The 23,199-nt window shown below is 59.4% G+C and carries 7 protein-coding genes and 2 pseudogenes; 3 read left to right on the top strand and 6 right to left on the bottom strand.

Going from position 1 to position 23,199, the window contains the following annotated elements:
• Positions 1-12: 12 nt before the first annotated feature.
• The gene (locus VSP_RS26790; protein ID WP_198141236.1) at positions 13-1,896 is read right to left on the bottom strand and encodes a sensor histidine kinase; all 1,884 of its coding nucleotides are present in this window, start codon (positions 1,894-1,896) and stop codon (positions 13-15) included.
• A gap of 213 nt (positions 1,897-2,109) precedes the next feature.
• On the bottom strand, positions 2,110-3,627 hold the full coding sequence (locus tag VSP_RS26785; RefSeq protein WP_009964613.1) for a sulfatase family protein: 1,518 nt from the start codon (positions 3,625-3,627) through the stop codon (positions 2,110-2,112).
• 143 nt (positions 3,628-3,770) lie between these two features.
• Between VSP_RS26785 and VSP_RS26780 the strand changes: the two genes are divergently transcribed.
• Both VSP_RS26780 and VSP_RS37595 read left to right on the top strand, forming a co-directional pair.
• A complete protein-coding gene (locus tag VSP_RS26780; protein WP_029190788.1) occupies positions 3,771-5,912 on the top strand; it encodes an alpha/beta hydrolase in 2,142 nt (713 codons plus the stop codon).
• Positions 5,913-6,456: 544 nt separating this feature from the next.
• Entirely contained in the window at positions 6,457-18,180 is an 11,724-nt protein-coding gene (locus VSP_RS37595) for an RHS repeat-associated core domain-containing protein (RefSeq protein WP_232289509.1), read from the top strand.
• Between the two features lie 636 nt (positions 18,181-18,816).
• Here the strand turns inward: VSP_RS37595 and VSP_RS40105 are convergent.
• A pseudogene (locus VSP_RS40105) lies at positions 18,817-19,104 on the bottom strand (transposase domain-containing protein); the annotation flags it as partial.
• Positions 19,105-19,594: 490 nt separating this feature from the next.
• Here VSP_RS40105 and ltrA point away from each other — a divergent pair.
• A complete protein-coding gene (ltrA, locus tag VSP_RS26755) occupies positions 19,595-21,001 on the top strand; it encodes a group II intron reverse transcriptase/maturase (RefSeq protein WP_044133671.1) in 1,407 nt (468 codons plus the stop codon).
• Between the two features lie 115 nt (positions 21,002-21,116).
• Here the strand turns inward: ltrA and tnpC are convergent.
• From tnpC to tnpA, 3 genes and pseudogenes are all read right to left on the bottom strand, one after another.
• Positions 21,117-22,361, bottom strand: a pseudogene (gene tnpC, locus VSP_RS37585) (IS66 family transposase); the annotation flags it as partial.
• Positions 22,362-22,450: 89 nt separating this feature from the next.
• Positions 22,451-22,810 (bottom strand): IS66 family insertion sequence element accessory protein TnpB, encoded by a 360-nt coding sequence (gene tnpB, locus VSP_RS26745; protein WP_009964602.1) that lies wholly within the window; start codon positions 22,808-22,810, stop codon positions 22,451-22,453.
• Positions 22,804-23,148 carry an IS66 family insertion sequence element accessory protein TnpA gene (gene tnpA / locus VSP_RS26740; RefSeq protein WP_009958043.1) on the bottom strand — a complete coding sequence of 115 codons (345 nt, stop codon included), beginning with the start codon at positions 23,146-23,148 and terminating at the stop codon, positions 22,804-22,806. Before tnpA ends, tnpB begins: the two co-directional genes overlap by 7 nt.
• Between the last annotated feature and the right edge of the window lie 51 nt (positions 23,149-23,199).

The raw sequence follows: 23,199 nt of genomic DNA, 5'->3' as shown, positions 1-23,199 counted from the left end.
TTCATCACTGGCTTACACGGGCCAAGGCACCCGGATCTGGACTTCACAGCCACCGTCCTCAGGAGAAATCAACCGCACCTCACCCCTCAGGGAACGCGCCCGCTGTCGCATGTTTTCCAGGCCATTGCCAGGGGTTGGGTTCTCCCCCGCCTTGGGCAGCCCTTTGCCATCATCCTTGATGCGCACCACCAAGAGCCGGCCTTCGCGGGTAAAGGAAATCACCACGCTTTTGGCTCCGCTGTGCCGGGCGATGTTTTGCAGGGTTTCTTTGAAAATGAGGAAGAGCTCGCGCTTGAACTCCAGTTCCAGCCTGGGTGGCAGCGCCGTCTCCGGAGGGTGGAACTGTACACTCATGCCGGAAAGCATGCGTCCGGCAGTGAGCCGCAGGCCGCTCACCAGATCCCCCGGCATGCCCGGTTGGACCATCCACACCAGATCCCGCATGGAGGCGGCCGTCTCATCCGCCACGCGGCACACCTCTTCCAGAATCTGGCGACGCAGCGGAGGGGACGCCGTCTGGCTGGCTTCCCGGCTAAGAAGGGAAATGCCGGCGAGGTTGCTGCCTACCTCATCATGCAGGTCGCGGGCGATGCGTTGTTGCAGGGAGCGCAACTCCCTCCTCCGACGCAGGGAGTTGCGAACGAGGGAGGTGCTGAGTACCGCCAGGGTCAGCAACACCAGGCCGATGCCGCCCCTCAGCAGGCCGCGCTTCCATTTGGCCTCGCGCAGGGACTGCTGGTCTTTGAGCGATTTCAACTCGTGCTCCATCCGGGAGGATTCCTGGAGTTCCTGCACCCACTGCTGCAGGGGCAGGATCGGATTGTCGCTGGCATCGCCATCGACCAGATTTTCGTTGGCCCATGGGGTGGAGGGGTACACGCTGGTCGTGGTCACCGTTGCCTGACGGGCTACATTGGCACCTGCGGAATAGACCTGCACTTCAGATAGGGCAAACGCATGGTCGGTGAAACGCTCCCATTGCTGGGTGGCGGTGATCCGGATCATGCGGGCCTGGAAACCATCGGCCGGCAGTGTCACTGCATTCATGCCGGGGTTCGGGACATCATGCCGGGTAAAGTCGGCCACGGTGCGGGATGTGCTGAATGAAGGATCATCGGCACACTCCACCTTGTAGCGCACGGGAAAGCCAAATCCCAGCCAGTGTGGGTAGCCCTCCCATCGCATGGGGAACAACCGCACATCGTCCAGCGGCATCACCTGGCCAAGATCCAGCGTGATGGAGACAGGAGTGGTGGCCTCTGGGTACGCTTCGCTGTGCCAGCCCTTGCGCATTTTGGAGCCTGCGCCCACCGGGGCAGCCAGTACGCTCTCGCCGTCGGTGAGATTCTGTAGGGACCAGACGGGGGCTGCTTCCCGGGAAGTGGGGGCCGTGACCCGGCGACCCGCAGCCAGATTCCGGTCTCCATGCAGCACCATGACTTCTGCCAGTGCCAGGGAGGGCCAGTTGATCCGGCCATCTGATCCCACTCTGCCGGTGGGGCCCGTGGCCGTCACGCGCAGGTGTTGCCCTCTCGCATCCTTCGCGTGAATCAAAAGCGGAGCCCGTCCGGGGTTGGGCAGATCGGTCGAGGAGTCAATCAGCACCTGCTCATCTGCCATGTCAGGTGTCTCCGCCACGGCAACCCGAAAGCGGCGCGGGAATCCATAACCCGCGATGCCACCCAATTCCCTCGGAAGCACGACCGGTACGAGTACGACGGTATCAAACTCCCGGCTCGCGCCCAAGTCCACCTGCACCCAGAGATCTCCCACTCTTCCACCTTGAAGAATGCGGCTGTGATAGCCCAGGCGTTCCCCGGTTTGCTCCTCAGGCAGATGGGCCAGTGTGGCCAGGCGTGTCTCCAGGAGCGAGATGTCCTCATGGAGTCGCCTCATCGTGCCATCAAGATGGGACAGCCATGCCCAGCTTGAAGCCTCCTCCGCGACAACGGGGGGAGTGCCCTGAGCCAGAGCGCAGGTCGGCTCTCGCACGAGGAGGCACCCTAGCGTGCAGGCGGTGATCAGGAGCCGGGGGGAATTCATCACGTTGCAGAACGTGCCGCCAGTGAATCACGTTCTGCAACCCTGCGGAAGAAAGATTTCCGCTGCTCAGTCCCTGCTGCGGCCAGACTTCTGTATTTCCTCCAGCTTGGCCGCCATCGCCGCAGCTTTGTCAGAATGTTCGCTCAGGACATTCACCTTCTCTCCGAGGTCGCGGGAGAGATCGAACAACTGGCCCTTTTCATCTTTGCCAGACTCGACTCCGGTGTTCTGCTGCCGTTTGGGGCCCTTGCCCGGGGGGATGTATTTCCAAGTACCTTGACGCAGGGAGAGCTGGCTTGCGTGTTCCACCAGGTACTCCCGGCCGGTCTTGGATTCACCCAGCAGTGCTGGCAGCAGATTGAGGCTGTCTGGGGCCGCCTCTGCGGGCAAGCTTTGGCCAGTGAGTGCGGCGAAGCTGGCCATCAGGTCAATCTGGCAGACGAGTGCGTCTGAAGTGCCCGGCTTGATGCGATCCGGCCAGCGGACGATGAAAGGCACACGGGTGCCGCCTTCGAAGTTGCTGTACTTGCCACCGCGCAGAGGTCCGGCAGGGGTGTGGGTGCCCAGCTTGGCCACGGCCGCATCCTGATAGCCGTCATCCACCACGGGTCCATTGTCGCTGGAGAAAATAACCAGGGTGTTTTCTGTGAGCTTGAGTCGCTCCAGGGTTGCCAGGACCTCACCCACACACCAGTCGAGCTGGACGATGGCGTCACCGCGGGCACCCATCTCGGTCTTGCCGACAAATCGCGGGTGGGGTACGCGGGGGACATGGATGTCGTGAGTGGGGAAGAAGAGGAAAAAGGGCTTCTCCTTGTTCTGCTCCACAAATGCCGTCGCCTTGCGCGTGATAGTGTCGGCGATGTCTTCATCCACCCAGCGGGCTGCCTTGCCGCCGGTCATGTAGCCGATGCGGCTGATGCCGTTGACAATGGTCATGTCGTGCCCATGGCTGGGCTTGAGTTTGAGCAGGTCGGGGTTTTCCCGGCCCGTCGGTTCATCACCGATCTTCTCACCATAGCGCACGGAGATGGGGTCAGCGGGGTCCAGACCGACCACCCGATGATTCTCCACGAACACGCACGGGGTGCGGTCGCCCGTGGCGGGGATGAGGAAAGAGTAGTCAAACCCGATTTCAAGGGGGCCGGGTTTGATCTCAGTGTTCCAGTCCACCTTCTGCTCTGCGGTGCCGAGCCCCAGGTGCCACTTGCCCACCACGCCGGTTGTGTAGCCCGCCTGCTTCATCAGAGCTGGAAGCGTGAGGCTCCCTGGCTCGAAGATGAGGGCGGCATCGCCCGGAAGGATCGCGGTACCTTTTTTCCTCCAGGCATACTGACCGGTGATCGTGGCGTACCGGGTGGGGGTGCAGGTGGCGGAGGGGGAGTGGCCATCCGTAAAGCGGAGGCCCTGCGCTGCCAGACGGTCCAGGTTGGGGGTGTTGACCCGGGTGGCCCCGTAGCAGCTCAAGTCCCCGTAGCCAACGTCGTCAGCCAGGATGTAGATGATGTTGGGTTTTTTCGCGGCGGGCAGCGCTGCGGAGAGGCCTAGAAAGGCCGCAGTCAGGAGGAGATGGCGAACCGTCATATGCATAGAATGACTGACTGGAACGAAGTGTCACCCTTTGTGTTTCGGCAAAATGCACTGCATGGAATGTCGCGTTCCGGTACATTTGAGGCGGATGTCGGTGCCGTCGCAAGACCTTGCGGCCTGAAGGCGATTGGTCAGACATGCGTTCACCTTCCTTCCTCTCGTGGAATTTGCTGACGACCGCGGCAGCATGTGGCCTCCTGCTGAGCCCATCGTTGTCAGGCGCGCCGGATGAAAAGGCGGGAGAGGTGAGGCTGGCGGCCTACTTCGAGCGACAGGTCTCGTTGATCGAGGATGCTTCAGCCGTTGCTCCGGTCGGGAAAGAGAACTGGAAAACCTTCCGCGACCAGAGCCGGGCAGAGTTGGCGGAGATGCTGGGGCTGGACCTGCACGCGCATCGCACGGACCTGAAGGCCACGAAGACGGGTGAGTTCGAGCACGAGGGAGTCGTTGTCGAGAATCTACACTACCAGTCCCGGCCCGGGCTGTATGTCACGGCGAACCTTTACCGGCCCAAGGTGGTGGACAAGCCCTTGCCCACCGTGCTCTACGTCTGCGGCCACTCCAGCATGGTGAAGGACGGCGTAAGCTATGGCAACAAGACCGGGTATGAGCATCACGGCGTCTGGTATGCGAAGCATGGCTTCGTCTGCCTCATGATCGATACCGTGCAATTGGGTGAGATCCCAGGCGAGCACCATGGCACCTATCGATTGGGGAAATGGTGGTGGATGGCCCGGGGGTACACTCCGGCCGGAGTAGAGGCCTGGGCGGGCATCCGTGCTCTGGACTACCTGGAGACTCGACCCGAGGTGGACAAGACCCGCTTTGGCGTGGCCGGGCGGAGTGGCGGCGGCGCTTATTCATGGTTCGTGGCCGCACTGGATGAGCGGATCAAGTGCGCCGTCCCCACGGCGGGCATCACAACGTTGCGAAATCATGTGGTAGATGGCTGTGTCTCCGGGCACTGCGACTGCATGTATTTTGTGAACACCTTCCGCTGGGACTATGACCAACTCGCCGCGCTCGTCGCCCCGCGGGCTCTGCTGGTCACAAACACAGACAAGGACGGCATCTTTCCCATTGATGGCGTGTTCAATATCTACCAGTCCACCCGGCGGGTGTACAAGGCCCTGGGGGCTGAACAAAACATCGGCCTGCATATCGCAGAGGGGCCGCATAAGGACATGCAGCCTCTCAATACGGGAGAGTTCCACTGGATGAAGCGTCACCTCCAGGGAGCGGGCCTGATGGACACCACGGATGCACCGGCGGTGAAAGGCATTCCCATGGAAAAGCTCCGCGTCTTCCGGGAGTTGCCTGCCGATCAGATCAACACCCGTGTGGATGAGGTGTTCGTGCCTCTGGCAAATGCGGTGAAGGCTCCGGAGGATGCTGCGTCCTGGGACAAGATGCGTGCCGGCTGGATGGAGGCCCTGCGGAACAAGTGCTTTGCCGGCTGGAGCGGGCTGGGTGAGCCTGCGGCAAATTTCTCTGAACCTATTGTCACCACGAACCAGGACGTCACCCTGACCACCTGGAAACTCGCCCCTCCGTCGGATCGTGATCCTCAAGGGGGCGGGGACTTGTTTCTGCTCCACGGGGCCGCATTCAAACCAGAGGATCTGCAGTTGATGGTGTTGCACGTGCTGGATGATCAGGGCTGGCAGGAGTTTGGAAACACCTTTGGAGATGCGTTTCCCTCCATCGTGGGAGAAAAGGTTGCCGCGGCGGAGTCCGATGCCAAAGCATTCGATCAGGAGAGGGGTATGCTCACGCGCATGAAGTGGGGCATGATCTACTTCTGCCCTCGCGGAGTGGGCCCAAGAGCGCTGTCCTCTGACGTGAAGACTCGCACGCATCAATTGCGTCGCTACTACCTGCTGGGGCAGACCCTGGAAGGTCAGCAGGTCTGGGATATCCTCTGCGCCATTCGGGGATTGCGCAGCGTGGACGCGCTCAAGCAAACGCCACTGTGGATCCAGGCCAGCCGCCATCAGGCGGGGAATGCGGTGTACGCCAGCCTCTTCGAAGACGGCATCACCCGTCTGGATCTGCATGAAGTTCCCACCTCCCATCACGATGGTCCGATTTACCTGAATGTGCTGAAGTATCTGGACCTCCCTCAGGCTGCGGCCATGGCGGCCCAGCGAACCCGTGTGATCATCTACGCGGACGACAAATCACCGTGGGAATTTCCCCGGGCACTGACTGAAAAGTTCTCGTGGGATGCAGAGAAGAAAGCAGGGCTGCAGTTGAGGGATCTTCCCAAGCCCCGGTGAGGCCTTGCGGAAGCGGTGCATAATTCTTTGGCTGGTAAAGTGTCACGCATCAAACCAGGGGTGTTGATGGTCTAAATAGAAAGGCCATCTGGAGGTCACCTTGGCGGTCATCCGGAAAAGTGCCTGGCTGGCGCAGGCATAGGGCCTCGGTCTCGGATCTGGAGTGGCTGAGCGTGGAGTTGCGGCAGGAGAGGCACTGCCAGAGAGGATGCAGAGAACGCCGTGGAAGAAAGAGATTGAAGATAGAGCGAACATTGATACATCGAACCCAATAGGTGATCCAATGAATGAGGCGCTCAAAGATATGGAATGCGTCACTTTGCCAAGTGCCATTCACAGATGATGTTTCCTGACTATCCAAAAGGTGAGTGAGGATTGGCGGGGAAGTTGCTGGACGAGATGGTGAGCCCCTATGAACAACCCCTCCCGCATTATCGCGTCCCGGCAGAGCTTGTTTTACGTCCCAGCCTTGCGGACCAGACTGGTGCGCGGGGGCCTGTTCATGGCTTGGTTCGCGCTTCAGATGGGAGCGGGGCAACCCCTGATGTCGCAGTGGACTGACTCGGACTCCGATGGGCTCAACGACACGTGGACCGATCCTGTGACCCATGCAGCTTCCACCCTTGTAGCCATGAACGGGGCGGGCCAGGATGCGGATGCAGATGGGGCCACCAACGATGAAGAGGCCGTGGCGGGATCCAACCCCTATGTCTATGACACTGACTTTGACGGATTAAGCGATGGTGACGAGTTGCATATCGGTGGGCCGGTGTCCCCCTCGCTTTCGCCCACCAACTGGGACAGCGATGGCGACTACGTCAGCGACTACGATGAATACTACAACAACTATTGGGTTGCCTACCCCAATGGCCAGCTTCCCGCCTTCCCCGGAGCCAGCTACTCTGACTACGATGGAGATGGGTTGAAAAATCCCTTTGATCTCTTTCCCACAGACCCCACCAACAATGCGGACAGCGACTACGACGGGATTCCTGACCTCGATGATCCTTTTCCGGGGGACGCGAGCAACTACAGTACGATCAACTTCATCTACTGGTATGGGGACGTACAGGGGGATGCGGATGCTGACGGCACTGTGAACTGGCAGGATTATGACCCCTATCCGCCTGCGACCGGGAATGACTCTGATGGCGATGGCCTCTTTGATATCGAGGATCCCTTTCCTTCGGATCCTGTGAATTACAGTGGCATCAACGGCTTCAATTGGTATGGAGAGGTGCTGTGGGATGCGGATGGGGATGGCATTGCCAACTGGCAGGATCCGGAACCATTTCCTACTGGCGACTCCGATGGCGATGGCATCCCGAATGGGCAGGACCCTTTCCCTACCGACCCGACCAACTACAGTACGGCCAACGGTGTCGCTTGGTATGGAGATGTGCTGTCAGATCCAGATGCGGATGGCTTCCTCAACGGGGAGGATCCGTTTCCTTCGGATGCGACCAACTACAGCAGTGTCAATAACACCCACTGGAACGGACAGGTATTGGATGATGCGGATGCCGACGGGGTCGACAACTGGCGGGATCCCTACCCGGCGGATCCGGTCAATCGCAGCACCGTCAACGGTGCGATCTGGTATGACACCTTGTTCGATGACGATGACGGGGATGGGTTTGTAAACTGGACAGACCCGTTCCCCTGGGACGCGACCAACTTCAGTGAACACAACGGTATTTCCTGGTATGCTGATGTGCTTGGGGATGTCGATGGAGATGGCGCGGCCAACTGGATCGACCCATTCCCCTCGGACGCGACCAACTACAGTAGCGTCAACAACACCGCCTGGCACGGTGCCGTCCTGGGCGACGCCGACGGGGACCGCATTGTCAATAGCCGTGATCCCTTCCCCGCTGACTGGACTAACTACAGCAGCATCAACGGCATTGCCTGGTACGAGTACGTCTTGGAGGACTATGACAACGACCACGCCCCCAACTGGAGCGACATCTCTCCGTATGAATACGATGGCGACCGCGACGGGTTGACCCTCCGCCAGGAACTGCAATACGACACCAGCGACTGGACGGTTGACGGGGACAATGACGGACTCACCGACTATGAGGAGTTGCTCATCTACCACACCAACCCGAACAACGCCCACTCCCTGAGCCAGCAGCAGGGCCATGGGAACCTCTACACCGACTTTGAGCTGGTGGACCAGACGGACACGGACGGTGACGGGATTCCCGACCTCATTGAGACCCACTACGGATTGAACCCCAATGATCCCGCCGATGCGACAGGCGACCTGGACGGCAACCTGATGAACAACCTGGCCCAGTATCAGTCAGGGATTGGCCTCAAGGCGGACCTCTCCCTCTATGACGCTGACAACGACGGCATGACCGATGTCTTTGAGGACTATTTCCTGCTGGACAAAAATGATCCGGCGGATGCCGTGGAGGATGCGGACAACGACGGCGTCCTCAACTATGAGGAGGCACATCTGGCGCTGTCTCCCCTCGACCCTGATACTTTCAACAAAGGCGGGTTTGGGGACTTGCAGGTGCTGATGGCTGAAATGTTGTACCCATACAGCACCCCTCCGGTGACTGACAACGACGGCGACGGCATTCCGGACTGGGCGGAAACCGCACACGGCGGGAGCAATCCTCGCTTTGTCCGGGTGAACGCCGGAGATCTCGACGGCGACGGGATGCCGGACGCATGGGAACACAACTACGGAGCCTGGCGATACCCCAGCGGGGGGCTGAAGCTGCGCGGCAGCCATGATGCCCAGAGTGATCTCGATCAAGACGGCCTGACCAACCTTCAGGAGTATCAGTTTGGGACCCATCCGCTGGTCGCCGACTCTGATGGGGATGGCATCGAGGACGGAGATGAGGACGAAGATGGGGATGGACTCCCCGACTGGTGGGAGATGCAACACTTTGGGAGCCTGAGTGCCATCGACTCAGGCGACTATGACAAGGATGGTTACACGAACTCTCAGGAGTACGCCTCAAACAGTGACCCTGCTGACTACTTTGAACAAAATGGCGTCACGGTGGTGCCGCTGCTGACTGTTCACTCTGGAAACTTGCAATATGCTCCGGCTCTTCAGTTTGCCCCCAACCCTCTGGTAGTTCACTTGGTGAATTCTACAGACAGTTCTCCGCTGGTGAATGCTCCGGTGACATTTGCCGCGGGAGTCGGCGGAGGGAAGTTGGCATCCGCCAACCAGGGAACACCAGCCTTGTCAGATTCTCTTCTGGTGTTGACCGACTCCTCCGGCAACGCCCAGGTGTTCTTCCAGCAGGCGCCAAGTCCGCCGCCCTTTGGCAGTGTGTCGGTGGTGACGGGATCGGCGGCCCCGGTCACGTTTCAGGTCTCCAGCACTCCATTGACCCTGGCACCCACACCATTCGCTGCTACGGTGCCAGCAGGCACCGAGGCATCCCACACCTTGCGACTAGTCAACCATAGCAGTCAAGCGGTGGATTATACCCTCTCGGTCGAGAATGCAGAATTGCAAGGGGTGGGGGACTCCTACCGATGGGCCGATTCCGACATGCCTGTGGGCCCGACTTACACTTGGACAGAAATCAGTTCCACCGGAACTCTGCTGGCTGGCGTGTCCGACTCTGACGACGCAAGCGAATTGGTGACTTTGTCGTTTCAGTTCCCATTTTACGGAACGTCCTATGCTGAAATTCATGTGAGTTCCAACGGTTATGTCACGCTCGGAGACGGCAGCTCGATGTATCAAAACACGGCTCTGCCAGGGGTCGAGGCTCCAGGAAACCTTATTGCCGGGTTTTTCGATGACCTTAATCCCGGAACGGGTGGGGATATCTATTTTCTGGATCAAGGAGACAAGTGCATTATCCAGTTCGAGGAGGTCGAACGTCCGGGTGGCAGCGGTACGCTGACATTCCAGATCGTGTTGCACGAGGATGGAACGATCGAGTACTTCTACAAGACTCTCTCCGGCACGTTGGACAGTGCAACGGTGGGCGTTCAAAACAGTCTTCAGGACGCTGGGATTACAGTGGTGCACGATACCCCCTATTTGAAGAATGAACTGGCGATACGGTTTGCCCCAGGAGGGTATTGGTTTGAAATCGGGCCTTTGTCTGGCACGCTGGCGGCTGGTCAAGGAATGGATTTACAAGGGGTGTTCAGGGCTATCGGCCTTGCTTCTGGTCTGATGGAGGGGGCCTTGACTGTGGGGCACACACATCCGGATCAGGATCCCATTGAAGTGGCGGTGACCATGCGGGTGAATCCCGGGGCGCCATCGGTAGTGCTGGTCGAGCCGGTCGCTCCCACGGTGGCACTGCAATGGCAGACGCTGGCTCTCAAGGCGGAAGCGGAGGACGAGAGCGGTATCATCACGAGGGTGGAGTTTTATGCCGGTACGACCAAGGTGGGCGAGGACAGCACCGCCCCCTACCAGTTGAACTGGAGCAACCTGCCCGTCGGCACATTCCAGCTCACGGCTCGCGCTTATGATGATCTGGGTACGCCGGGAGATTCCCAGGCGGTGACCTTACAAGTGTTGGCAGACACGGACCGCGATGGTCTGGCCGACGCATGGGAGCTGCAGCATTTTGGAGACCTCGTCCACAATGGCGGGGGGGATGAGGACGAAGATCAGAGATCCAATCTCGACGAATACCTTCAAGGTACATCCCCGAGGGACTTTTTCAATGGCGACACCCCGAGAGTGTTGTTGGTAAGTGGAAACAACCAGACCGGAGGGGTGGGGGGCGCCCTGGCTGCCCCGCTGGTCATCAAGGTGACCACGGCAGCCGGGGTGCCCATTGCCGGGGCTCCCGTACGCTACGCGGTGGGAGATGGCAATGGGTCGGTGCTGGGGGCGTCGGGGATTCCGGCCATTTATTCGACCACGACGGATGGGCAGGGCGTGGCCCAGGCGGTTTTCCTGCCTGGAACTAACCCTCTCAATCGGATCATTGCTGGCGTGCTCAGTCAACCGCCTGTCACGGTGTCATTCTCCGCCTACACTTCATCGGGCCTTGCAGGAGGCGGAGGATATGGGGACCCCAATGCCGCGCCCAGTGCTGGAGGGGGGGGCGATGCTCCCGACTTGGACCTGGATCCCACGGATCCCCGGGTCTCAACGCTGACCCTGACGTCTACTGATCGGCTCAACGGCATGACGGAGTGGGATGAAAGTTTCGATCCCACGAAACTGACCATCGAATGGAACACCGTTGTTCCTGGATTGCAATACATCCTGGAGCGGAAGGTGAGCGATGGTCCATGGCAATTCGTTCAACTGGTCTCGGGGTCAGGGACGCTGAGCGTGGCCCAAACGGGGCTGGAGGGCGATACCCGATATCACTACCGCCTATTCACTGTGGTCTCGTTGAATGGCCAGACCTTTGCAACAGAACCGTCGTCTGTGGCCGCTTATGAACCCCCGCTGTTGAGATCTCTCGATGCCAAGAAAAAGATCGCCTTTGCGATTAATCCTGGCATTCGTGACTATGCATACGGGGACTCGGGCTGGGTGCCGAGGCACTACCTCCGTGAAACTGTGACTTGGAACATCTCCGTGGTCAGAGATTTGTGGGGAGTGAGCGAAAGTGGCACTTCGGCGATCTCGGTGGATCTGTTCATTGATGAATTTAACGATTTAAACTACGACCTTTCTTACGAGGGTTCGAGTTCCACATCGACTTACGAGTACGACATCTTTGGCAACTATTCCTCTGATTCCTACTCGGCCACCGTTGACCCGGATACAGGTAATTGGACTGGCCGAAGGAGTATCAGTGTGGATTCTGCGGGGCAACGTCATGACGTGCCATATACGGAATTTAGCATTGAAAGGATCAACCCGACGACGCTTCAAGGCAGTTACCATCTTGATTCTGGCAGCTGGACGGCGACATTAAGTGATGAGTATCCCGTTGCCACATTCATCTCTGATACGCACAATCTGTTGGGTGACTATCCGCAGGAGTGGGACCGAATTCCACTGATTTTGGAGTTCTTCAACGCGCATTATCAACAGTCACTTACTAGCGGTCGCAACCTGCACAGAGAACACAGTTATTACGGTGCAGGCAAAGTTAAGTACAAACTCTCGGCATTTCCCGCTTCAGGGCGTACGGTCAAATGGATGGAGGTGTATGTTGAAGAAGAAAGTGCAGAACCCGAGGAGGAGCGCACTTTTGTTCAGAACATAAGGAGCTGGACCATCAACTCCTCGTCTGCGTCGGAGAGTCCCGAGTACGAGCTGGACGGCACTGTGAAATCAAAAAATGGCCATTTTGAGCTGCGGTTCCTGCCCCGCCTTGAAATTGGAAACGGCGGCTGGGGCGGCCTTGATGAAGATGAATTGGAGCACCCTGTCAGAGTCGGGAAAGGGGAGGACGGGGCATTGATTTTCCACTTGGAAAGAATGGTGTATGACGGCTACAGCCATGTGGTCAACTGGAGCGGCGATGATGACATCGAGATCCATGCTTACCACCGCGCGAGCGGGCAGTGGGTGAAACTCTCCCGTGGTCAGGTGATGACTTACGAGGAATATGGCATGACTTTTCGGGTCTACGTCGGAGAAAATGCCGTGGATGGAGACCGCATTGATTTTTCAATCACCTTCAAGGCCCCGGATGGCACCACTCTGAACACGGAGGAAGCTACCTTTGAGTTCCAGCCTCGCCGTAGCCTGAGTGTTCCTACGGATGAATCCGCCGGTGCCAGATATCGCAAGATCGCGCTCAATGGCCGACCGCTGCCGGATGGCAAGCCTCAAACGGCCGGTGAAGATGACCAGCAGGCGGAGGAGACCTTTGTGGACGCGCTGACCCTCGGGCTGCGCTACAGTTCCACGGACGCCTATGTGCCCACGCCCGGAACCGAACTGCCCCTCGAAATCCGGCGGGATTTTCAAACGGAGATCTGGACGACACGCAGCGGTCTGCGGCCGCATGAACGAGTGGACCGCCCATTTGGCGCGGCCTGGGGCAGCAACCTGGTGTCCGCAGTGCGGATCGTCGAAAGTCCCGGGAACAACTCCAGCACCAACCCTGAGCCCAACTATGCCTATGTGACCGACGAAAACGGCTCCACCTTCCGGTTTGCCATCTACCAGGAAACCGTGGGCTCGGTCTCGTTCACCCGGTTCTTCCCGATGCCGACCGGCCGGCACGAAAAGGCGGCTTACCTGGCCAGTCTGGCGTTTGAGGACGATCGGCTCGTCTTCAGGAAGAAGTTTGGTTCGGTGCTGCGGTTTGAAGCCACCAGCCTCCTCCATGAAGTGGCGCAGGACCGGCTTGCGGGTCATGGCGCGAAGGAGAAGACCACCTACTACCGCCTGGCCACGGTCACCGACCGGCTCGGGCAGTCCCTCTCTTATGACTATGAGACCCTGGAGACTCTGGTGCCGAAGGTCATCAGTGTGGACGGTCGCGCCGATCAGGCCCTCTTCATCCAGCAGAATGCCAACGGCCTGGTGACAGCCATCTGGGACCCCAACTGGAACAAGACCCAGTACAGCTACGTTCATGACAACACCAGGAATGTCTGGCTCCTGCAAAAAATCACTGCGCCTGATGGGGCGGAGACGCAGTTCACCTACGACTTTGCGCAAGAGGCCGATCTTACGCCAAGGTTGCCGGAAATCACTGACCCAGGCACAGTGCACATCCACTGCGACCTGGCCTCGGTGCAGGACCCCAATGGGAAGGTGTATGGCTTCGAGTACCGGTACAACCATGACGGGACCAACACCGGTCGAGGGAAATACAATTTCAAGTGGGACAGCGACAACCCCGAGCTCGCCGGGTATTACGCCACCACAGGCCATCCGCGCCAGGTGAAGAAGGTCACCTTGCCTGACGGGGCAGGTTTGACCGAGTTCGAGGACTTTTCGAAGGTCAAGATCGAACGAGACCCCCAGGGCAAAGCCCGGCTGACGGCAGACAGCTTGCGCAAAACCCGCGTGATCGACGCGGAGGGCCACGCCCGCACCTACCAGTGGTCCGATGGGGTGGTCCATGAGGTGGACACCTTCCGGGAATACTTCCCCTCCCAGGACGTCAGCGACCCCAAGATTGTCTATTTCACGACCATGGCTGTGACCCACGAAGGTTACGGCACGGAGACCTTCCAGTTTTCTGAGGAAGCAGGTATGGCGCTGAACAGCAGCACGGACCTTTCTGGCAATACGACGACCTTTGCTTTTGGTGATGCCTGGGCGGCCCCGGTAAAGTACAGGCAGATTCTGCCGCTCAGCACCGGGTTGAACGGGTTCTATGAAGATCCTACCTCCCAGACCAATGCGCTGGGCAAAACCAGGTCCTTCAGCTACGACAGCCGCCGGATCATGACCCAGGTGGTGGATGAAGAGGGGCAGCGGACGGTCTATGATACGGATGCCCTCGGTCGGCGGACCCAGGAGTCCGTTTATTCCAGCACCAACACCCTGGTGCAGCAGACCGCCTTCGAGTATGGAGACAGCCAGTTCCCCGGATTCATCACTCGAAAGACCGTGAAGTCTCTGGCAGGAGATCCTGCGTGGGCCGGAGACCTTGTTACTGAGTATGTTCCTGATGGCGCAGGCCGGGTGGCGCAGGAAATCGTGGCCCCGAGCGGCCTGGCTCTGACCACGACCACCACCTACCTGCCCAATGGCAGCAAGCGATCGGTGACCAATCCACGCGGGCATACGACGTGGTTCCACTATGACAAACGCAACCGGCTCATCGGGGTGGAGAACCCGGATGCCACGGAAAAGGAAATCGCCTACGACAGCCGGGGCAACAAGGTCCGGGAGGAGGACGAGAATGGCCATGCCACCTTGTTTGAGTACGATGGCTTGAACCGCGTCATCAGGCAGGCTCGTGACATGAACGGCAATGGCGTGATTGACGCCCCGGATCTGGTCACCCAGCAAGCCTACAACGCTGTCGGCTCGGTGACGACCTCCACCGACTCACGTGCCAAGGTCACCACCTATGTGTATGACGGGCTGCAACGGCTCAAGGAGCAGCATGCCCCCATGAGCGCCACCACGCTCTTTCAGTACGGAGCCAACAGCGGTGGCAGCGTCTTTGACTCCACGCCCTTCAAACCCACGCGCAGCGAAGACCCCAGGGGATATGTCACCGGTGTCACCTACGACGCCCTCTACCGGGCGGTCGAGACGCGGACAGGTTATGGCCCGGGCGCGGTGGCGATTACGACGACGGACTACGATGACGTGGGCAATGCCATCGAGGTGACCGATCCGCTCGGCAAGCACACCTCGACAGACTACGATGCACTCAACCGGCCGGTGCAGGTGACTTTCCAGGATGCCACCTTCCAGAAGTCGTTCTACACCTCCACCGGACTCAAGTGGAAGGTCCAGGATGAACTGGGACGGGTCACGCTGACCGAGTCTGACCGGGCGGCCAGACCGGTAAAGGTGACGCAACCGGCCGTGTTCAACACCCTCACCGGACTGACCGAGAGTCCGGTCACGTTGACCGAATATGATGACGCAGGCAATGTGTCCGCCACCATCAATGCCCTCGGGAAGCGCTGGGAGTTTGAATACGACAATCGCAACCGGAAGGTATCCGAAGAACATCCCGAAGTGTGGGATGCGGAGACAGCCGCCTTCATCCACCCCACCATTGTGACGGACTATGACGACGTGGGCAACGTCGTCCAGATCGTGGATGCCCGTGGCCATGCCACAGACACCACGCATGATGAGGCCAACCGGGTTGAGACCATCACCAGCCCGCTGGTGACCAAGCCGGATGGCGCCACAGCCCGCCCCGTCACCGTCACGACCTATGACAAGAGTGGACATGTGCTCACTGTGACGGATGCCAACGGCAAGGTCACCACCAACACCTATGACGACCTCGGGCGGCTGGAGACCACCACCGATGCGGAAGGCATGGTCGTGACCAACGAGTACGACAAGGTCGGCAATCGCACGGCGGTGGTTGATGGCAAGAACCAGCGCACCGAGTTTGAATACGACGGGCTCAACCGCAACACGGTCATCCGTGATGCCTTGGACCGGGAGACGGTGTTCGTTTACAACGACGTCAACAAGACCGCCCGGGTGGATGCCATGGGCCAGCGCACGGAGTACGGCTACGATGACCGTCACCGGCTGGAGACGGTCATGTACGTGGGGCGCACTGCCGACAACCGCAGCTATGACTACGACGCAGCGGGCAATCTTCTCGGGGTCACCGAACCCGGCAAGGTGGGGAAAGCGGATGTCGCCTACACCTATGACTCGCTGAACCGCCCGTTGAGCGAAACCTCTGGCGGCGTCACTCACCAGTACCGCTATGATCTGGCCGGCAACCGCACCCGGGTGACCTACGGCGGAACTGCCCGGGAGATCGTCAGCACCTATGACGCGCTCAACCGTCTCGCCACCATGACCGAAAACGGGCGGACCACGAGCTATGCGTATAATGCAGTCGGGGCAGTGTCCATTCGCACGCTGCCCAATGGCGATGCCACCACCACCCTCTACGATGCGCTCAATCGGGCGACCCAGATCCAGGGGATGACCGCTGCGTCCGGCCTGCTCTACACGCAGACCATGAAGCACGACCTGGTGGGCAATGTGGCCCAGGTCTCGGAAGTCTATCCCTCCGGTCTGGCCAATCGCACGGTGGTCAACACTTACGACGACGTCTATCGCCTCGTGACCGAGTCCACGACCACGGCAGGCAGTGGAACCGTGAGCGTGACCTATGGGTACGATGACGCCAACAACCGCTCGCAGAAGATCGTGACGGGCGGCCCTACGCCGGGCACCACGGACTACTCGTACAATAGCATCAACCAGCTCACCGGGTGGACAGACGGTGCCAACACGATCAGCTACACCTATGACCTCAACGGCAACCGGGCCACCCGCACTCAGGGGGCAAACAGTGATGCCCTGGCTTGGGACTGTGAGAACCGGCTGGTGAGCTTTGACAAGAACACGGGAGACGGGCAGGGGCTCTACTCCTTTGTGTACGACTACCGCACCCGGCGGATCGAGACGGTCAAGGATGCGGCACCAGAGACCAAGTTCGTGTTCAGTGGCGGCACCTCGGTGCAGGAGCTGGACGGCGGCGTTCTTTCCTCAGAGCTGGTTCGTGGCAGTGACATCGGCGGTGGTGTGGGAGGTCTGCTCTATTCCCTGCGGTCGGGCACCCCCAGCTACACGCACTACAATGCCCGTGGCGATGTCGTGGCCAAGACCGATGGCGCTGGAGCCCTGACCTATCAAGTCGCCTACGAGGCCTGGGGCGAGATCAAGGCGGAGTCTGGCAGCACCCAGGACCGCCAGAAGAGCAACAGCAAGGACCGCGATGTGCCGGGGTATGCGAATGAAGGGTTCCGGTACCGGGATCTGGAGACGGGGGCATTTCTGTCGAAGGACCCTGCGGGCTTTGTGGATGGCCCGAACCTGTATGCGTATGTCCGGCAGAATCCTTGGACGAGCTTCGATCCTGAGGGGTTGAGGCAATCCAAACGGAATGTCCCGTGGAGTGATACAGATCACCACATTGTTCCGCTCAATCGGGCAGATGCTAACGACTTTGATGACGAGCTTCAAAGATCCCTAAATAAAAAAACGGTTGCAACTGCGGAGCCTCATGGAGCAGCGGCTCACCGCGAATATGACCGTCGTGTGCAGAAGGTCATCGAAGAATATCAGGATCACCTCGCGAAAGACGGGGTTAGCTTGTCGGCAAAAATGACTACAGAAGAGGCCGCAAAGCATGCCGATGAATTGGTCAGTCGAATCAAAAATTCGAACGATGGCTACATTTCGGGCTATTTGAAGAGAGTCGGTCACTTTAATCAAGGGCAGTTGAAAGCGTGGGGCTGGGGGTACAGATTTGCTGAAGCCAAAGGGACAAAACATCTTGCACGGTTTGTCAGGCAAAATGAGGCTAGTATTAATCGCGTGTTTAAAGGATCTGGAGGAAAGATCCTGGGCGTTGTACCATTTGGAATCCAAGCGCTTGCCGCAATTGGGGCTCATGGCGATGCAGTTGGTAATCGGACGGCTATGCACAAGATATTGACAGAGCAGGAGGGCATGACTCAAGATCAAGCCGACTCTGTGATTCAGAAGGTCATTAGAGCTGAAGAACGAATGATCACGACTCAAATTGAGCACACTGGCTATCCAGATCTAAGCCCAGATCAAGAGCGAGCGCTATTTAACATGCACTCCGACCCTCAAGGAGTGTTGAATGGAACCAATGCTACAGCCAAGTACTATGCACCACCAGATCAAAGCTGAACTCGTCTCGTTGGCCGCTATGGATAAGCTATTCGCGGAACCGTATAATCCGCCTGTATTGGACGAAGATGCATTCGCTGAGGAATATCTAGAGGCGCAGAACCTAATTAGGTGTCGAATAGAAAAAATAGGGGGGGTCTGTGATCCGATCAGTGGAAACTTTGTGATGAACGACTCACGCGGTAGATCGCGATGGATCTCAATCGAGCTCCATGATGAAACATTGATTCGAGGAAGTTTTCTGCCGACAATAGCCGATGCCTTGACCCATCTTTCAGAGAACTATGCTGTATACGTCTCGCACGAATGCCCCCAGGATAGTATTTTCCACTTGATTGTTTTTCGTGATCGCGTCGTGCACGGAAAGTCTAAGTCAAAGTGGTTGGGCCAATTGCTGAGTGGTCTTCGCTGAAAAAGGGTAAAAAACATAGCAGCCCGTGCCAACAGCCTGCTCTCCGTAAATAAGTGCCAAAAAAAGTGACAACCCAAAGCAGGCCGTGCCAACAGCCTGCTTTCGCAAAATAAGCACCAAAACAGGCTCCTCGTGAGCGGAGGCTTTGTGGGCATGCCCTCTTACCATCCGAACGTATCCGGTAGACCAATCTCCGTCCGTCTTTGCTTGACTGGTTGACACGTCTACCCGCCCACGACAGCGGCCTGGGTCAGTGCCTGGCGGGCCGCGTCTCGGTCGGCCGCCCAGTTTCGTGGCGTAAGTCGATGGACCGTCCGGTTGGTTTCGCGGGGCAGGCGCGTAAACACGTCACTGAGGTACGCAAAGGCGTCGATCCCGTTGCGGTGGCAGTTCCCGATCAGCGTGTAGAAGGTTGCCGCGCGGGCTCCACTCTGCGCGTCTCCCATGAAGAGCCAGTTCTTCTTGCCAATGGCGCTGGGCCGGATCGCGTTCTCGACAAGGTTGTTGTGTATGCCTCGGAAAGGCGTTGAGAATCACCGGGTGGAAGTCCCGGCTGGCTATATCGCTCCGGCCAGAAGCACTGGGGGCGGTTCAAGAGGTGACAAATGAATCGAAGTACTTCCAGAAAAGGCTCCGTAGGGAGTCAGCGATCATGCGGGCTGCAATGTAGTGTGAACACCGTGCAGGCCTCGAAAGACTGTTGTGGGAGCCGACCCGCCATAATAACGGGGAAGGCCGTCGTCTGGGGCCGCTCTGAGCGGTTGAAGGTCCTGGATTCCACCGGGGTAGTGGTGGCAGTACGCATGGAAGGGGCTCAACGCAACGAGGGAAGTCTGCTGGGATGGACAGCCGGGGTGGCATCCGGAGCCCAACCATCGGCCCGCGAGGGAGACGGTGGGTCCTGGCAGATGACGGATGGGGGTGTAGTACCTGGGAAGCCTGGTAATGCGGGTGGAGGGAAGGCTCCCTGATGACTGGCAAGTGAACCAAGCAGCGAGAACCATGAGGATTGATGGCAACATCTACGAACTTCAACCGGGCAAGACCGGGACGGTTGGGAAGCTGCAAAGTGCACTGCTGACAAAAGCCAAGGCCGAGCCCGGCTGCCGGTTTTACAGTCTGTGGGACAAGGTCTGGCGCGAGGATGTGCTGGCTGAAGCCTGGGACCGCTGCCGCCGCAAAGCGGGGGCACCCGGAGTGGATGGCACCAGCTTCCAACAGATCGAACAACAGGATGTGAGCGTGTGGCTGAGGGAGCTGCGGGAGGAGTTGCGAAGCGGTGCTTACCGCCCGCAACGCCTCCGCCGGGTGTGGATACCCAAAGCAGGAGGAGGACAGAGACCGCTGGGCATTCCCACGGTGAAGGACAGAGTGGTGCAAATGGCGATGGTGCTGGTGCTGGCCCCAATCTTTGAGGCCGACCTCTGCGAAGAGCAGATGGGGTATCGTCCGGGACGCGACGCTAAAACTGCGGTACGCCTTGTCTATTATCAGGTGAGGCAGAAAGGACGCAGTGAAGTGGTGGACGCGGACCTGAGCGATTACTTCAACACCATCCCCCATGGAGCGCTGCTCAAGTGCCTGAGCCGGAGGATAGCTGATGGCAAAGTGCTCCGGATCATCCGGATGTGGCTCAAAGTCCCCGTCAAAGAACCAAGCAGAGGCAGCCGAACTGTCCAAGCGACTGAAAGCCGCAACCACCGACGCGGGGTGCCGCAGGGAGGGGTGATCTCGCCCCTGCTTGCCAACCTTTACTTTCGGAGGTTCCTGCTGGCCTGGAAGAAGTTTGGGCACGACCGTGCCACGCAATCGGTGATCGTGAACTACGCTGATGACTTCGTGATCTGTTGCAAACCCGGAAACGGGCCGACGGCCCTCGAGGCCATGGAAGGGATCATGGAGAAACTTGGGTTGAAGGTAAACGAGCGCAAGACGCGGCTGGTGCAGGTGCCGGGAGGGATGTTTGACTTCCTGGGTTACAGCTTCGGACGGTTTTACGGACGAGACGGAAAGTCATATGAAGGGACCCGGCCTTCCAAGAAGGCTGTGCAAAAACTGATGAAGGCAATCCATGACGAGACCACCTCACTGTGGCACGCCTCGGAACCCGAGGTGAGGACATTGGTGATCAACCGGAAACTGAGAGGCTGGGCGGGTTACTTCAACCAAGGCCCGGTCTTCAAGGAGTATCGCAAGATCCAAGCCTATACAGAGAGGCGGTTGCGCAGGTGGCTGATGCGGCGCAGGCAGAAGAAAGGCACGGGCTACCGCCAGTATCCCGACAAGCACCTCTACGAGGAGCTTGGCCTGTACAAACTGCAATGCGAGCGCCCAGGCACGCTGAATGCGAAAGTACAGAAGTCGGTGATGAGAGCCGGATGCGGTAAAGCTGCAAGTCCGGTTCGATGAGCGGGGGCAGGAAACGGAGTCAAGGGAAGAGACTGAGGCACCGGCATCAGGCGAAAGCCGCCGGCAACAGCAACTCCTCTTTCCTAAAACCACCGCGCCTGTCTCCGACTCTACCCACCTCCACGCGTCCGTCCTCAAGGAACACTTCAAGGCTCGCACGCTGGTTGAGGGCATAGCGTATCGCGGCCCCTGTCGGACTCTTGGGCGGGTGTTTGCGTTGCTGCTGCCATTGCTCCAGCTTCTCATAGACCTGCCCCATCACAAGGCGGCTTCGGGCTTCTCGGGCCGCCTGTCTTTGCTCCGGCCCAGCCCGGATCTCGCGCAACTCTTCCTCCACGGCATAAAGCTCCCGGATCTGCACCAGCACCCACAGGGCATCCTGGCAGTAGGTGCTGGCCTCAAAAAACTTCCGCCGGGCATGCGCCCAGCAGCCCGCCAGCCGGATCGTGCCCGCACGCTCCCGGCTCTGGGCAAAAGACGCGTAAGCGGCATACCCATCGCACTGGATGATGCCCTCGAACCCGGCAGGCACCAGGCTCTCCAGACAAAAGGCCGCCCGTCCGGTGTGCCACTGGAAGAACGTCTCCTGGGTCAGCGGCGAGTGCGCCACCCACAGGTAACCCGTTTTGGTCTGGCCATGACCGGGGCTCAAGTACTCAATGGGTGTCTCATCAAGCTGGACATACCCGCTGGCAAACACGCTCTGATGGATCTCGCGCATGAGCAGCCCGCAGGCCTCTGCGGTCATCCCGCTCCAGTTGGCCAGCGTCTGGCGCGAGATCTCCACGCCCAGCCCGGCGTAGATGCCCTCCAGCCGGTGCCAGGGCAGATGGTCCCGGTAGCGCGACACCATGCTGTGAGCCAGCAGCGAGGGGGCGGCCAGGCAGCGCTCCTGCAGGCAGGGCTGCAACGGGGCCACCACCGGAGGCAGATGCCGCTGGTCCTTGCGCACATACTTGCGCCGGATGATGCGCAAGCGCTCGAAGCTTGCCGGGGTGTACTCAAGCTGCTCGGTGACCTCTTCGCCGATGTGCACCCAGTCCTGGGGGCTGGCCGTGACCTCTTCTGGGTCGATGAACACCTCTTTAACCGGCAGGTGCTCCGGGATGCGGGGCTTGCGCTCCCGGACTGGCTCCGGGGTGGACGGCTCCCTGCCCGGCCGGGTCTGACGGGCCGACTCTTCGGCCAGCGTGAGCTCCTCGATCCCGTCGAGCAGCAGCTGCATCTGCTCTGCATCCAGCTTCTCGCTGCTTTTGCCGAACATCCGGCGCGAAAGCGCGTCGAGCTTGAGGCGCAGCAGCTTGTTCTCCAGACGCACCGCCGTGAGTTCCTCGTCTTTGCGACGAAGCTCTGCGATCAAAGTGGCGGCGTCAGGTTCAGGAGTCACGAGGCGCGTGATGTGGCCTCAAGCCGCGCCCTTGTCCAGCTTCAGATGCAGGAATCAGGAAACTATCCCGTCTCACGTTCATACCAGGGGCGCATCTTCGCGCCCCGCAGATCAATGCCGTCGGTGAGCATGGCCAGAGCCTGCGGGGCCAGGGCCAGCTTGATCTGCGCAGGATCGGCGACAGCCGGCCAGCTGAAGGTGCCTTGTTCGAGCCGTTTGGCCAGCAGCCACCAGCCCGAACCGTCCCAGTAGAGGATCTTGAGCACCGAGTGGCGCCTGTTGCTGAAGACAAAGAGCGAGCCGCTGCGGGGATCGTCCTGCAACTGCGCACTGACCATGCCCTGAAGGGTGCCCACCCCGGCCCTCATGTCACAGGGTTGAAGGGCGATGAAGACCTTGAGGCTGCCTGAGAAGCTCAGCATGAGTGGAGGTCCGGGGAATGCTTGAGTTCGAGTTGACGCAGCAGCGCTGCAACCAGGGGCATCTGCGAGGAGCAGGACAGGTGCAGGCGGGCGGTGCCGGGCAGCAGAAGATCCAGGCGTGTCGAAGGCAGTGGGGAGATGGGGACGGCCTCCAGAAACGCCACGATGGGAGGGGAGGCTGCCTGAGTGGCAATGCAGGTGGAGATTTTGGCCTGCCTGCGCCAGGAGACCAGCGTTTGGTACTTGATGCCAGCAGATCTGGCGAACTGGGGCCCGCTCAGGCCTGAGCGGGCATAGGCCTCCAGCGCGGCGTGTCGTTGTGCCGGGGTGCTGCGCACCCTGGACCTGACATCACGCTTGAGTGGAGCTGACGCTATGGAAGAAGGATC

It is taken from the genome of Verrucomicrobium spinosum DSM 4136 = JCM 18804, from assembly GCF_000172155.1.
Taxonomy (GTDB): Bacteria; Verrucomicrobiota; Verrucomicrobiia; order Verrucomicrobiales; family Verrucomicrobiaceae; genus Verrucomicrobium; species Verrucomicrobium spinosum.
This window is presented reverse-complemented; position numbering and strand designations above follow the sequence as displayed.